The 14,581-nt window shown below is 62.7% G+C and carries 12 protein-coding genes and 2 riboswitches; of the genes, 4 read left to right on the top strand and 8 right to left on the bottom strand.

Annotation, left to right across the window (positions count from 1 at the left end; all coding sequences use genetic code 11):
- Nucleotides 1–9 precede the first annotated feature (9 nt).
- Nucleotides 10–130: riboswitch (TPP riboswitch) on the bottom strand.
- A 268-nt stretch (nt 131–398) separates the two neighbouring features.
- Complete coding sequence (gene fnrL / locus C8N32_RS12655) at nt 399–1,145, bottom strand: transcriptional regulator FnrL (protein ID WP_107893349.1); 747 nt, start codon at nt 1,143–1,145, stop codon at nt 399–401.
- Nucleotides 1,146–1,206: 61 nt separating this feature from the next.
- Between fnrL and hemN the strand changes: the two genes are divergently transcribed.
- Nucleotides 1,207–2,562: an oxygen-independent coproporphyrinogen III oxidase gene (gene hemN, locus C8N32_RS12650; RefSeq protein WP_107893348.1), complete on the top strand. Its 1,356-nt coding sequence runs from the start codon at nt 1,207–1,209 to the stop codon at nt 2,560–2,562.
- Between the two features lie 4 nt (nt 2,563–2,566).
- Here hemN and C8N32_RS12645 read toward each other — a convergent pair whose 3' ends face one another.
- The 6 genes from C8N32_RS12645 to C8N32_RS12620 form a co-directional block, all read right to left on the bottom strand.
- Nucleotides 2,567–3,778 (bottom strand): glycosyltransferase, encoded by a 1,212-nt coding sequence (locus C8N32_RS12645; protein WP_107893347.1) that lies wholly within the window; start codon nt 3,776–3,778, stop codon nt 2,567–2,569.
- 7 nt (nt 3,779–3,785) lie between these two features.
- Nucleotides 3,786–5,381: an ABC transporter ATP-binding protein gene (locus tag C8N32_RS12640; RefSeq protein WP_107893346.1), complete on the bottom strand. Its 1,596-nt coding sequence runs from the start codon at nt 5,379–5,381 to the stop codon at nt 3,786–3,788.
- Nucleotides 5,378–6,487: an ABC transporter permease gene (locus tag C8N32_RS12635; protein ID WP_107893345.1), complete on the bottom strand. Its 1,110-nt coding sequence runs from the start codon at nt 6,485–6,487 to the stop codon at nt 5,378–5,380. The genes C8N32_RS12640 and C8N32_RS12635 overlap by 4 nt, the downstream gene beginning before the upstream one ends.
- Before the next feature lie 2 nt (nt 6,488–6,489).
- Nucleotides 6,490–7,572, bottom strand: a complete 1,083-nt coding sequence (locus C8N32_RS12630; protein ID WP_107893344.1) for a microcin C ABC transporter permease YejB — start codon at nt 7,570–7,572, stop codon at nt 6,490–6,492.
- Between the two features lie 16 nt (nt 7,573–7,588).
- Nucleotides 7,589–9,445: an extracellular solute-binding protein gene (locus tag C8N32_RS12625; protein ID WP_107893343.1), complete on the bottom strand. Its 1,857-nt coding sequence runs from the start codon at nt 9,443–9,445 to the stop codon at nt 7,589–7,591.
- Between the two features lie 71 nt (nt 9,446–9,516).
- Complete coding sequence (locus tag C8N32_RS12620; protein WP_107893371.1) at nt 9,517–10,365, bottom strand: SDR family oxidoreductase; 849 nt, start codon at nt 10,363–10,365, stop codon at nt 9,517–9,519.
- A 100-nt stretch (nt 10,366–10,465) separates the two neighbouring features.
- On the opposite strand from C8N32_RS12620, the gene C8N32_RS12615 reads away from it, so the two are divergent.
- From C8N32_RS12615 to C8N32_RS12605, 3 genes are all read left to right on the top strand, one after another.
- Nucleotides 10,466–11,950 (top strand): AMP nucleosidase, encoded by a 1,485-nt coding sequence (locus tag C8N32_RS12615; RefSeq protein ID WP_107893342.1) that lies wholly within the window; start codon nt 10,466–10,468, stop codon nt 11,948–11,950.
- 123 nt (nt 11,951–12,073) lie between these two features.
- Nucleotides 12,074–12,361, top strand: coding sequence for an HU family DNA-binding protein (locus C8N32_RS12610; RefSeq protein ID WP_107893341.1), 288 nt, complete (start codon nt 12,074–12,076; stop codon nt 12,359–12,361).
- Nucleotides 12,362–12,433: 72 nt separating this feature from the next.
- On the top strand, nt 12,434–13,297 hold the full coding sequence (locus C8N32_RS12605; protein WP_107893340.1) for a DMT family transporter: 864 nt from the start codon (nt 12,434–12,436) through the stop codon (nt 13,295–13,297).
- Here the strand turns inward: C8N32_RS12605 and aroC are convergent.
- Nucleotides 13,294–14,394 (bottom strand): chorismate synthase, encoded by a 1,101-nt coding sequence (aroC, locus tag C8N32_RS12600; protein ID WP_107893339.1) that lies wholly within the window; start codon nt 14,392–14,394, stop codon nt 13,294–13,296. The genes C8N32_RS12605 and aroC overlap by 4 nt on opposite strands.
- 87 nt (nt 14,395–14,481) lie before the next feature.
- A riboswitch (TPP riboswitch) is annotated at nt 14,482–14,579 on the top strand.
- Nucleotides 14,580–14,581 lie beyond the last annotated feature (2 nt).

Raw genomic sequence — 14,581 nt, 5'->3', positions numbered from 1 at the left:
GACAGGAAGAGCCCTTGGCTTTCTGCTTCCTACGCCAGTCTCAACTGGGTCAGGTTCAAAGGGTCGCGTCACCGTGCGGATGCACCGTCTGCCTCTCAGTCCCCTGGGCGGGACTCCCCTGCAACACGGCCACCCTAGGGGCAGGGCGCGGCAAGGTCAATCGCGGCTCTGTCCGGGCAAAGTGCCGTCGGTGGGCCCGCATCCTCTCAGGCATGGCGATGGTCTTGCCGTGACCCTGAACGTGGCGCAGCGGGGTCCGGCGCGTTCAGACGCCCGGGCATTGCGTGCCCGTCGAGCGTTTGAAACGATTCGCGCAGTGAAACTTTCTTGACGAAAAGAAAAGACATGCCGGTCCTGACCGGCCCCGCGCGGGCGGGCCTGCGACCAAAGCGCCCTGCTCAGATCAGCGGGCCCCCGTCGGCGTCGTCTCCGGTTTCGCCAAGCAGGCGATCGAAGTCGGGGATGGTGACATGGCGCTTGCCTTCCAGCACGATCACCCCGTCGCGCTTGAGCGCCGAGATCTGACGGCTGACGGTTTCCAGCGTCAGACCGAGGTAATCGGCCATGGCTTCCCGCGTCAGGGGCAGATCGAAGACGATTCGGGTGGTGGTGTTGACCTGCTTGAGGGCCGCATCCCGGCGGGCAATGATGACCAGGAGGCTGGCAATCTTCTCGCGGGCGGTTTTGCGCCCCAGAAGCAGCATCCACTCCCGTGCGGCATCCAGTTCATCCAGCGTCATCTCCAGCAAACGCTGGCCGATATGCGGCGTCTTGATCATCAGCCCCTCAAACGGCTTGCGCCGGAAGCAGCACATCGTCAGCGATGTCGTGGCGATCACGTCATAGGCGGCCACCTCCCGGCCCGGGCGGCCGACAAAGTCCGATGGCAGCAGCAGGCCGACCATCTGGGTCCGGCCATCCTCCATCGTCTGGCTGAGCGTGGCGATGCCCTCAACCACAGAGGCAACGAAATCCATGCGGTCGCCGGACCAGATCACGGTCTGACCGGCCTCGAAGCTGCGATAGTATTTCATACTCTCGAGCTGTTCGAGTTCCGTGGGTTCGCACCGGGCGCAAACGGCCCGATGGCGAATCGGGCACTCGGCACAATCCGTCTGGGTAAGGGGGGGTTCTGTCAGGACCATGGCGCCTACTAGTTTGACTTCGATCAAGGTTCTGATCGCGGGCGAGGGTAAACCTACGGCAATGAGCACCGAATCGCAACTCACGCGTCTCGGTCTATTCGACGCGCGCGTGCCGAGATACACAAGCTATCCCACGGCACCCCATTTTTCCGCGTCGGTAGATGACGGAGACTTCACCGGGTGGATCGACCAGATCGCGCCCGGCTCGCGGATATCATTGTATATCCATGTTCCGTTCTGCCGCCGGTTGTGCTGGTTCTGCGCCTGCCGGACCCAGGGGACCCGCTCTGACGCACCCGTGCGCGCCTATCTCGATACGCTGAAAGCGGAAATCGGGATGCTGGCCCGGCGCCTGCCCGAAGGCGTGACCCTGTCGCGCCTGCATTGGGGGGGCGGTACGCCGACCCTGCTGACGCCCGACATGATGCGCGAGTTGGCGGACACCATCTTTTCCGCCGCGCCGCTGCACGATGACGGTGAGTTCTCCGTCGAGATCGATCCCAATGAGATCGACGAGGCCCGCCTTGACGTGCTGGCCGCCGCCGGAATGAACCGCGCCTCGATCGGGATCCAGGATTTCGACCCGCAGATCCAGTCCGTCATCGGGCGGATTCAGAGTTACGACGTCACCCGTGACGCCGTCGACCTGATCCGCTCACGCGGGATCGACAGCCTCAATGCAGACATCCTCTACGGCCTGCCGCACCAGTCGAATGAGCGGATCGCCGAAAGCGTGCAAAAGCTGTTGTCGCTCTCACCGGATCGGGTGGCGCTTTACGGCTATGCCCATGTCCCATGGATGGCCCGCCGCCAGTCGATGATCCCCGCCGACGCCCTGCCGACACCGGAGGCCCGGCTGAAGCTTTACGAAACCGCGAAAAAACTGTTCTTGTGGGACAATTACCGCGAAATCGGGATCGACCACTTCGCCCGCGCCGAGGACGGGCTGGCGGTGGCGCTGGATGCCGGGAAGCTGCGCCGCAACTTCCAGGGCTACACCGACGACACCGCACCGGTACTGATCGGGCTGGGGGCGTCTTCGATCTCGAAATTTCCACAGGGCTACGCGCAGAACCTGTCGGGAACGTCTGATTATACCGCCCGTATCCGGGATGGGCGTTTTGCAACCGGTCGTGGCCATACCTTCACAGAAGACGACAACCTGCGCGCCCGGATGATCGAAGCCCTGATGTGCGACTTCCGCATCGACGCCGCCGAGATCACCGAAACTTTCGACATTTCCAAGGCCAGGCTGAACGAGATGTTTCAGGAGGTGGCCGACGGCTTCCCCGGCTTCATCGACCTTTCGAACGAGGGGTTTGCCATCGTTGAGGAAGGCCGCCCGCTGACCCGCATGATCGCCCGCGGGTTCGACGCCTACGACCTGTCAAAAGCAGGACACAGTTCCGCGATCTGATCGCTCATGTCCCGGCTGTTTCGACAAAGTCGATCAGCCGGGGCAGGCATTTCGACTTCAGGTCATAGGCGTTAAGGATTGTCCGCCGCGCGGCCTGGCGCAGGGGGCGGGTCTGGTGGGGATTTTCCAGCCCAGAGATCAGCGCCTGCGCCCACCCGTCGACATCGAAGAAATCCACCAGCCGTCCGTTCGAACCGTCCTCGATCACTTCTTCCACCGGCCCGGTACGGGATCCGACCACATAAGCCCCGGCACTCATCGCCTCCAGCATCGACCAGGACAGAACAAACGGATAGGTCAGGTACGCATGCACCCGGCTGACCTGTATCAGGGACAGGAATTGCGGATAGGGCACCCGGCCCACGAAATGTACCCGCGAGAGGTCCAATCTCCCGCCGACTTCTTGCAGCAACACCTGTTTCCAGCTTTTTCCGCCGATGGGCGTGGCCCCGTAGCCACGCTCCTGCCCGCCGATCAGCACCACTTGCGCCTCCGGCCGTGCCTTCAAAACCGCCGGAAGGGCCCGCATGAAAATGTGAAACCCGCGATAGGGCTCCAGGTTACGGTTGACGAAGGTCAGCACCTCATCCCCCGGTGTCAGCATGCGTCCGTCCGGCAAGGCAAAACGCGCCTGCGGATCGGGGCGTACCCGTTCAGTATCTACCCCGTCGTGGATCACGGAGATCTGACGACGCAGCAGTTCCGGAAAGCTGTTTGCCTGCCACTGCGTGGGCGACAGGGACGCATCCGCCAGCGCCAGCCCCTGGATCAAGTGCGTTTGCCGGGCCACGATACGCATCCGGCCTTCAAGGGTATCCCCCTGGAATTCAGGGTCGAACCCCGCATCCAGCCCCTCGGAGCGGTAAAGGAACTCGGCATAATTCAGCAGCCGGGCCGAAGGCCAGACCTCACGCAGGAACAGGGTCTCCCCCCATCCGCTGTGGCCGAATATGACATCGGGTGTAAAACCGTGTTTGTCACGCAGCCCACGGGCCGCCCGTGCGGCAGCCGCACCCCGCTCGGCAAACTCGTGATAGCCCCCCCCCCAGCCTGTAACCTGCCGGTGTTTGAAACGGTACTTGGCAAACGGCAAGCCCAGCTTCTGTTTGTTTTCCATCCGGGTCAGGGCCACGCAGTCATGCCCGCGCGCCGCCATCGTCGGCGCGAGGTGGCGAAACTGGCCGGGAAAATTCTGGTGAACAAAAAGAATGCGCATCTGCCCCCTATGCCTCGGGCGCTCCAAAGGCCGCCTGCATCAGTTTCCGTGTGTAGTCGGTTTGAGGGGCCTCGAACACTTCGCCTGCTGCCCCCGCCTCCACGATATCGCCTTGCTTCATAACCACAACCTTGTGGCTGAGGGCCCGTACAACACGCAAATCATGGCTGATGAACAGGTAGGCCAGATCGTATTTGCGTTGCAGGTTGCGCAACAGGTCGACAATCTGCACCTGCACGGTCATATCCAGCGCCGATGTCGGCTCATCCAGAACCAGCAGCCTGGGGCGCAGGATCATCGCGCGGGCCACCGCAATGCGCTGACGCTGACCACCGGAAAATTCATGCGGGTAACGGTGCATCATCTCGGGGCGAAGGCCGACCTCGGCCAGGATTTGCGCGACCGCCTCGCGCTGTGATACTTCCCCTCGCAGCGCGTGTACGCCCAGCCCCTCGGCGACGATCTGCTCCACCGTCATGCGGGGGCTCAGACTGCCATAAGGGTCCTGAAAGACAATCTGCATGTCGCGCCGCAACGGACGCAGCTGACGCGATTTCCAGCCCTGGATATCGCGCCCCTGATACAGGATCCGCCCTTCGGATGAAATGAGCCGCATGATCGCCAGCGCCAGCGTCGTCTTCCCCGAGCCGCTTTCACCGACGATGCCCAGCGTTTCCCCCGCACGTACGGAGATGTCGGCCTGGTTCACCGCCTTCACATGCCCCACGGTGCGGCGCATCAACCCACGCTGAATCGGGAACCACACGCGCAGCGCGTCGGTGCGCACGACCTCCTCCGCCCGCGGGGCAACCGGGGCAGGGGCGCCGGTGGCCTCGGCGGCCAAAAGCTTTTGTGTGTAAGGGTGCTGCGGGGCGGCAAATATCTGCGCCGTGGGACCGGTTTCGACGATTTCCCCGTCTTTCATCACGCACACCCTGTCGGCAATGCGGCGCACCACGTTCAGGTCGTGGGTGATGAACAGAAGGCTCATGTTCTCATCACGCTTGAGATCGGCCAGAAGGTCGAGAATTTGCGCCTCGATCGTCACGTCCAGCGCGGTGGTCGGCTCATCCGCGATCAGAAGGTCCGGGCCGTTTGCCAGTGCCATGGCGATCATCACCCGCTGGCGCTGCCCGCCTGAAAGCTGATGCGGATATGCGCCCAGACGGCTTTCCGCATCACGGATTCCGACCTTGTTCAACAACTCCAGCACCCGCACCCGTGCTTCGGCGCCCTTCACCCCCTGATGCAGGGTCAGGCTTTCGGACAACTGCTTTTCCACCGTGTGCAGCGGGTTGAGCGATGTCATCGGTTCCTGGAAGATAAAGCTGATGTCATTGCCACGCACGGACCGCAGGCGGGCCTGCGAGGCATTGACCATCTCTTCTCCCTCATAGGTGACCGAGCCCGTCACCGTCGCCGACCCCGGCAACAGCGACACCGTCGACAGCGCCGTCACCGACTTGCCCGACCCGGATTCCCCCACCAGCGCCACGGTTTCCCCCCGCCCGACCGAAAAGCTGACGCCGCGAACCGCCGGATGGTCCCGCCCGTCCTGCCGGAAACTGACCGAAAGGTTTTCGACTTTCAGCACCGCAGTCATTGGAAGGTCTTCCTGGGGTCGAACGCATCGCGCACCCCTTCAAAGATGAACACCAGCAGCGACAACATGATCGCAAAAGTGAAAAACGCGGTGAAGGCCAGCCAGGGTGCCTGAAGGTTCTGCTTGGCCTGAAGCGTCAGTTCCCCCAGCGAGGGCGCCGAAGAGGGCAACCCGAACCCGAGGAAATCCAGACTGGCCAGCGTACCGATCGTGCCGGTGATGATAAAAGGCAGCATCGTCAGCGTGGCAACCATGGCATTGGGCAGCATGTGCCGGAACATGATCTTCCGGCTTGATACCCCCAGCGCCCGCGCCGCGCGCACGTATTCGAGATTGCGGGCGCGCAGGAACTCCGCCCGGACCACGCCCACCAGCGCCGGCCAGCCGAACAGCGCCGTCAGGAACACCAGCAGCCAGAAACTGCGCCCCAAAATGGCAAACAGGATGATGATGACGTAAAGCTGTGGTGTTGACGTCCAGATCTCGATCACCCTCTGGAATACCAGATCCACCCAGCCTCCGAAATAGCCCTGCACCGCCCCGGCGATGACCCCGATGGTGGAGGCAATTCCAGTGACGATCAGGGTAAACACGATCGACAACCGGAAACCGTAGATCACCCGCGCCAGTACGTCGCGCGCGGTATCGTCCGTTCCCAGAAGGTGCTGCCCGTCCGGGGGCGAGGGCGCGGCCCCGTCAATCTGGTTCACCGTGTCATAGCTGTAGGGAATCGGCGGCCAGAGCATCCAGCCCTTCTGAATCTCCCGCCCGTCTATCTCACCGTCCTCAGCGTCTGCGATCAGCCCTTCGGGATCGTCCCAGCAGGCATCCATGCCCCCGGTGACAATGAGGCATTGTACCTCGATATCGCGATAGACGGCCTCGGTGCGCAGGTCGCCACCAAAGGCGGTTTCGGGGTAGAAACGGTAGACAGGAATGAAATGCTCACCCCGGTAGCTGACGTAGATCGGTTTGTCATTGGCCAGCATTTCGGCAAAAAGCGACACCCCGAACAGCAGGGAAAACACGATCAGCGACCAGAAGGCGCGCCTGTTGCGTTTGAAATTGCGCCAGCGACGCTGATTGAGCGGCGAGAGCGTGACCATCGTTACGTCTCCCGACTCTCGAAATCGATCCGGGGATCGATCAGTACATACATCAGGTCCGACAACAGGCCGACCAGAAGCCCGATCAGGCCGAAAACGTAAAGCGTGGCGAAAATCACGGGGTAATCGCGGGCGACCGCCGCCTCGAACCCCAGCCGGCCAAGACCGTCGAGTGAGAAAATCGTCTCGATGATGATACTGGCACCGAAAAACACCCCGATGAACATCGCCGGAAACCCGGCGATCACGATCAGCATCGCGTTGCGGAACACATGACCATAAAGAACCCGCGCTTCCGTCAGTCCCTTGGCGCGCGCGGTGATGACATATTGCTTCTTGATTTCGTCGAGGAAGGAATTCTTCGTCAGCAGCGTCAGCGTTGCAAAGCTGGAAATCGTCGTGGCCAGCACCGGCAGGGTAATATGCCAGAAATAATCCGCGATCTTGCCCCACAGGCTGAGCTGATCGAAATTGTCCGAGGTCAGCCCCCGCAACGGAAACCACTGAAAATAGGACCCGCCGGCGAAAATCACCAGCAAGAGCACCGCGAACAGGAAGCCGGGAATGGCATAAGCGGTGATGATCGCACCCGAAGTCCAGGTATCGAAGGGCGTTCCCTCCCTGACCGCCTTGCGGATGCCCAGCGGAATCGAAACCAGATAGGCGATCAGTGTCGACCAAAGCCCGAGCGTGATGGAAACGGGCATCTTTTCCAGCACCAGATCCACCACGCTGACCGAACGAAAGTAGCTCTCTCCGAAATCGAAGCGCATGTAATTCCAGATCATGTTCAGGAACCGCTCGACCGGGGGTTTGTCAAAGCCGAACTCGCGTTCGAGGTCGGCAATAAATTCCGGCGGCAGGCCGCGCGCGCCCAGATATGCTTCATCGCCCGAAGGGGAGGCAGCCACGTCCGATCCGCCCCCGGCAAAGCCCTGAAACACATCGCCGCCGCCTTCGAGCTGGGCGATGATCTGTTCGATCGGGCCGCCGGGCACGAACTGGGTCAGCGTGAAATTGATGATCATGATTCCCAGAAGCGTGGGAATGATCAGCGCAAGTCGCCGGAGAATATAGGCGCCCATCTGGTATCTGCCTGCGTTACCTCAACGCCCCGGACATGCGGAGCCGCTCTGCCTTTTCGGCGTTATACCACCAGAAATCGAGATGTCCCAAATCATAGGGCGGCAGGTTTTCGGGATGGTCGTACATGTCGAAATACACGACCCAGTGCTGATCCGTATACCAGGTGGGGATGACGAAACGCTCGGCCCGGAAGATACGGTCAAGCGCGCGCGAGGCGGCGCGGAACTCCTCTTGCGTTTTGGCGGCAACCTGACGCTGGATTACCCTGTCCGCCGCCGGGTTCGCGAAACCGGCAGGGTTGAACAGGCTGTAGGCCGCATCGGCCGAACCGAATCTCTGGGCCATCCCCAACCCCGGCACGCGGGCGGTCAGGTATTGGCTGTAGATGATGTCATAGTCGCGGTCGCGGCGGCGGTTGGTGAATTGCGACGGGTCCACGCGGGTGAAGCTCGCATCCACCCCCAGGCGGCGCAGGTTGTCCACGAAAGGCAGGGTCAGGCGCTCCATCTCCGGGCTGTCATCAAGAAACTCCATCCGCAGGATCTGGCCTTCGCCGTTGCGGCGCAGACCGTCTTCTCCCGCCAGCCACCCGGCCTCATCCAGCAGGGCCGAGGCCCGGCGGAGGTTGCGCCTGTCCAGCTGGCGCGCGCCAGAGCTGTGCGCCATCACCGGCGGCGCGCTCAACAGCGCCGGGTCGATCAGGTCGCGCACCTCTTGAAGCAATTCCAGTTCCCGGCCTTCGGGCACACCCCGGGCGGCGAGGTCGCTGTTTTCCCAGAAAGAGTGGCGCTGCTTGAACAGACCGTATTGCAGCGTTTCGTTGGTGAATTCGAAATTGTACATCAGCGTGATCGCCTCACGCACACGCAAATCCTGAAACTGTGGCCGGGCGAGGTTGAATACCCATCCCGCCGCAGGGGGCAAATCGCCTTTGGGCAGGGCTTTTTTCACCACGGCCCCCTTCGAAACCGCAGGGAAATCATACCCCGTCGCCCAGGTCTTGGAACTGTTTTCCAGCCGGAACGTATAGGCCCCGCCCTTGAACCCCTCCAGCGCGGCGATGGTGTCGGCGAAATACTCCACCCTGATGGTGTCGAAATTGTACCGCCCGCGGTTCACCGGCAGATCCGCGCCCCAATAATCCGGGTCGCGCTTGTACACGATACGGCGGTTGATGTCATAACTGTCCAGGACGTAAGGCCCGGTGCCCATGATCTGGGTCAGGCTGCCTTCATCCAGCCGCGCGCCGGTCTCCTCGAACCACGCCTTCGACATCACCGGCAATGCGCCCATCTGTGAAATCAGCCCCTCGCGCGGGATTCCGGGTTTGAATGTGAACTTCACGCGATGCGGGTCCAAAACCTCCGGCGAATGGACCAGTGGCTCCACCCCGGCGCGAAAAGACGGCAGGGCCTGCTCCATCAGCAGGTCGAAGGTGAACTTCACATCCTCCGCCGTGGCGGGCGTCCCGTCGGAAAAACGGACCTCGGGCCGGAGGTTGAAAATCACCCAGTCCTCGCTTTCAGGGTATTCGAGGCTCTCGGCGATCAGCCCGTAGGAAGAGCCCGGTTCATCCGCGACATCGGCCATGAGCTGTTCGATGTTGCTGCTGGCCAGCGCCCCGGCCCGGCCCTTTCGGGTGAACGGATTGAAACTGTCGAATGTGCCAGGCGCCCAGACAGAGATCTCCCCCCCCTTTGGCGCGTCAGGGTTGACGTAATCTAAATGCATGAAATCCGAGGCGTATTTCAGACTGCCCAGCGGCGTATACCCGTGCGAGACGATGATCTTTTCCCCCGCCGGCGCAACACCGGCCAGGGCAAGCAGCCCCAGAACGGCCAGCGGGCGGAGCAGGAAACGGGTGAGCGTCATTCAGGATCTCCCGGTCGGCGCATTCGCGCGGTTTGCAACGTTTACAGGCTAGTTTCCCCGCCCCGACGGGATCAAGTTCCGTTTGCGTGAGCCAAGGCCCACAACCCCGCACGGTAATCGGGATAGGTGAGCGCGACCCCCAGATCCTCGCGGATGCGGCGGTTCGAAACCCGACGGGACTCCGCGTAAAAACTGCGCGACATGGGCGACATCGCAGCCTTGTCGAAAGGCACTTCCGGAGGCGGCGCCACCCCTAACAGGCGCGCGGCCTCTTCCAGAACGTCCTGGGGCGGCGCAGGCAGATCGTCGGCAACGTTGTAAACCGTGCCGGGCGCCGGTCGCGCGATCGAGGCGGCCAGAACGTTCGCAATATCTTCGACATGGATGCGGCAGAACACCTGGCCGGGCTTTATGATCCGCTGCGCTCGCCCCGAGGCCACCCGCGTCAGCGGCGACCGCCCCGGCCCATATATTCCCGCCAATCGGAAGATATGCAGCGGCAGGCCCAGTGCGACCCAGGCGGCCTCGGCCCCGACGCGGGCGCGCCCACGGGGGGAGGACGGCGTCAGCGGCGCGGTTTCATCTACCCAGCCCCCATCCTGATTCCCGTAAACCCCTGTGGTGGAAAGATATCCCGCCCACTCCAGGCGCGGGGCACGGGCCAGGTCCGCCGCCAGTGCCGCCACCACGGGATCGCCCCCCGACCCTGGCGGAACGGAACTGAGTACATGGGTCGCTTCCCCAAGCAGGGGACGCAGATCCGTTCCGGGCCAGATTACCGCCGCGACTCCCTGATCACGCAAAACCCCGGCCTTTTCCGGGCTTCGCGTTGTCCCGACGATCCGCCACTCTGCACCCAGCTTGCGGCCCAGCGCCTGCGCGGAGTACCCGTGTCCGAAGGAAAGAAGCGTTTTAGTCATTGCGCGAAGATGGGGCCATGGCGCGGAAGACGCAAGCATATCGGCCTTGCATCATCCCCCCAACAAGCCACATTGAGCCGAAGGACCGAAAGGAGCGACCATGCAAGATGCCGCCGACCTGCCCCTTGAAATGCCGGGCCAGCCCGACCCCGAAGCCTTCACCGACGCGACGGCGGCCGTTGCCCGGCTGTGCGAACTCTATGAAAACTCCACGACCTTTCTGCGCCGGAAATTCAGTGAGACGATCCGCCAGGGCGCGCAAGGGCGGCGCTATCGCGCGATGTACCCGGAGATTCGCCTGACCACCACAAGTTATGCCCAGGTGGACAGCCGGCTCAGCTTTGGCCACGTGGCGGAGCCGGGTACATTCGCGGCCACCATCACCCGGCCGGACCTGTTCGCGCATTACCTGAAACAACAGATCGGCCTGCTTTTGGAAAACCACGGCGTACCGGTACTGATCGGTCCATCCCAGACCCCGGTTCCCGTCCACTTTGCCGTGGCCGCCGGGGGTGCGGAAGTTACCGTGCCACAGGAAGGCGTTCTGGATTTTCCCCTGCGCGATGTGTTCGACGTGCCGGACCTCAACATCACCCATGACGATATCGTGAACGGGCTGAGCTTCACCTACCCCGACGGCGCGCGTCCTCTGGCACCTTTCACTGCGCAACGGGTGGATTACTCCCTGGCACGGCTCAGCCACTACACGGCCACCTCGCCCGAGCATTTCCAGAACCACGTTCTGTTTACCAACTATCAGTTCTACGTGGAGGAGTTCGAAGCCCATGCCCGCAAGGTGCTGGCCGATCCGGAAAGCGGGTATACCGCCCTCGTCGGCCCCGGCAACGCAAAAATCACTGCCCCCGACGCGCCCCTCCCCCTGCCGGACAAGCTGCCCCAGATGCCGACATTTCACCTCAAGCGTCCAGACGGGCAGGGTGTGACGCTGGTCAATATCGGCGTCGGGCCATCGAACGCCAAAACGGCAACGGACCACATTGCCGTCCTGCGCCCACATGCATGGCTGATGGTGGGGCACTGCGCCGGGCTTCGAAACTCTCAGCGGCTGGGCGATTTCGTCCTTGCCCATGCCTATCTTCGCGAAGACCATGTGCTGGACGACGACCTGCCCGTATGGGTTCCGATCCCGGCACTGGCCGAGATCCAGATCGCGCTGGAACAGGCCGTGGCGGAACTGACCCGGCTGGAGGGCTACGGGCTCAAGCGTATCATGCGCACCGGCACCGTAGCGACGATCGACAACCGCAACTGGGAACTGCGCGACCAGTCCGGCCCGGTACAACGGTTGTCCCAGTCGCGCGCCATCGCACTTGACATGGAAAGTGCCACCATCGCCGCCAACGGGTTTCGCTTCAGGGTGCCTTACGGCACGCTTTTGTGTGTTTCCGACAAGCCGCTCCACGGAGAACTGAAGCTGCCCGGCATGGCATCGGATTTCTACCGCACACAGGTTTCGCGCCATCTTGCCATCGGAATCCGTGCAATGGAAACCTTGCGCGACATGCCACTTGAACGTATCCACAGCCGGAAGTTGCGCAGTTTCGAGGAAACAGCCTTCTTGTGAGGCGAAAAATCGCTTCAAGATACGTAAAACAAGGGTTCGGACGCTACAAATCGTTGTGTCCTTCCCCAATATACCGTTAGACTGGCCTGATAAGCCCCAATGGGCAGGAACGAGGAGAGTTACATGGCGAAACCGATGACCAAGACCCAGCTGGTTGCGGCCCTTGCCGACGAAATGGGCGCCGACAAGAAAACTGCCGGGGCCGCGCTGGACGCGATCGTTGGTGTCATCACCCGCGAAGTGTCGCAAGGCGGCGCGGTCACGCTGCCCGGCGTGGGCAAGATCTACTGCCGCGAACGGCCCGAACGCATGGTGCGCAATCCCGCGACCGGCGAGCAGATCAAGAAGGAAGCCGACAAGGTCGTGAAAATGACCATCGCAAAGGCCCTCAAGGACAGCGTCAACAGCTAAGTCCGACTTGTGCCTTTCCGGCAGTGTATTAGGGTCGCCTTGGGCGGCCCTTTTCGCTGGCCGGAGGAAAGCATGGATATTCGCGCACTGGCGATGGGGGTAACCTTTGCCTTTATTTGGGCATCGGCGTTCACCTCGGCACGAATCATCGTGGCCGACGCCCCGCCATTGGGGGCTCTGGCACTGCGGTTTTTCATCTCCGGAACGCTGGGGGTCGCATTGGCTCTGGCCCTGGGGCAAAGCTGGCGGCTGACAGCCGAGCAATGGCGCGCCACGATCATCTTCGGGTTTTGCCAAAACGGCCTTTACCTGGGGATGAACTTCGTCGCCATGCAAACGATCGAGGCCGGGATGGCTGCCATCATCGCTTCGGCCATGCCCTTGCTGGTGGCGCTTTTCGGCCGGATCATGGGCGAACGGATGCGTCCGCTGGGAATGGCCGGGCTGGCCGTCGGCTTCGCCGGGGTGGCGCTGATCATGGGCAGCCGCATTTCGGGCGGAGTGGATCTCTATGGGTTGGGCCTGTGTCTTATCGCCACCATCGCACTGGCGGTGGCGACGCTGGTGGTAAGGGGGGCGTCCGCAGGGGGGAACATCCTGATGATCGTGGGGCTGCAGATGCTGATCGGCGCGGGGGCGCTGGCGGTGGCATCGCTGACACGCGGCGAGATCTGGCAGGTCACGCCATCATGGCCGCTGGGGCTGGCCTTTGCCTACACAATCCTGTTCCCCGGCCTCATCGCCACACTGATCTGGTTCCTGCTGGTTCGCCAGGTAGGCGCGGTGCGGGCGGCAACGTTCCACTTTCTCAGCCCGTTTTTCGGGGTCGGCATCGCCGCACTCCTGCTGGGGGAAACATTCGGCCCGGTGGACATGATCGGGGTCGCCATCATCATGGCCGGCATTCTGGCGGTGCAGCTTTCGAAACGGGCCTAGCCGATCCGGCCCCGGTTGCCTCCCACCTGGCCGCGATGCAGCAAAACATGGTCCAGCAACACGCAGGCCATCATCGCCTCCGCCACGGGAACGGCGCGAATCCCCACGCAGGGGTCATGGCGGCCCCTGGTGATGATCTGCACCTCTTCGCCCGACCTGGTAATGGTCTGCCTTGGCGTAAGGATCGAAGAGGTCGGCTTCACCGCGAACCGCACGACGATGTCCTGTCCGGTGGAAATACCCCCCAGAATGCCCCCTGCATGGTTGGATGCGTAAACAGGCCCCTGCGGCCCCATGAATATCTCATCGGCATTCTGGCTGCCCGTCAGGGTGGCCGCGGCCATGCCCTCACCGATCTCGACGGCCTTGACGGCGTTGATGCTCATCATCGCGGCGGCAAGGTCGGTATCCAGCTTGCCGTAAACCGGTGCGCCCAGCCCGGCGGGCACGTTGCGCGCCGTTACCTCGACGACGGCCCCGACGGAATCGCCCGCCTTGCGCAACCCGTCCAGATAATCCCCCCAAGTTTCGGCGGCCTGCGCATCGGGGGACCAGAACGGGTTGCGCCCGATTTCGTCCCGGTCGAAGCGGGCGCGGGCAATTCCGTGCGGGCCGACCTGCACCATGTAACCGATGATCTCCACCTCCGGCGTCAGCACGCCCAGCGCTGCCCGCGCCACGCCGCCCGCAGCCACACGCGCCGCCGTTTCCCGCGCCGAGGATCGCCCGCCCCCGCGATAATCCCGGATTCCGTATTTTTGCCAATAGGTGATGTCCGCATGGCCAGGGCGAAACTTTTCCACAATATCGCCGTAATCCTTGGATCGCTGATCCGTGTTGCGGATCATGAGTTGAATCGGCGTACCGGTGCTTTGTCCATCGAATACGCCGGAGAGGATCTCCACCGCATCGGGTTCCTTTCTTTGAGTGACAAAGCGGCTCTGGCCGGGTTTGCGCCGGTCAAGCCAGTGCTGAAGCGCCGCCGCCTCGACCGGAACGCCGGGCGGACAACCATCCAGCGTCGCCCCCAGAGCGGGCCCATGGCTTTCGCCCCAGGTGGTCACGCGAAACAGGTGGCCGAAACTGTTCAGGCTCATGAAAATCTCCTTTGCCTTGGAAATACCGGGCGGGGGCGCACCTCTCAAGGGGTTTCGCTTGCCGCAGGCCCCCGGGCGGGCTAGGGTCGCGCCACCTCGGGGTGCCCGCCGGGCTGAGACGCGAACGCGAACCCGTTGAACCTGACCCGGTTAAAACCGGCGGAGGGAAGGTGCATGGAAAGCCTCC

Origin of the sequence: Rhodovulum imhoffii, from assembly GCF_003046545.1 — a bacterium.
Taxonomy (GTDB): domain Bacteria; phylum Pseudomonadota; class Alphaproteobacteria; order Rhodobacterales; family Rhodobacteraceae; genus Rhodovulum; species Rhodovulum imhoffii.
Note: the sequence above shows the minus strand (reverse complement) of the source record. Positions and strands in the feature narration are given on the sequence as shown.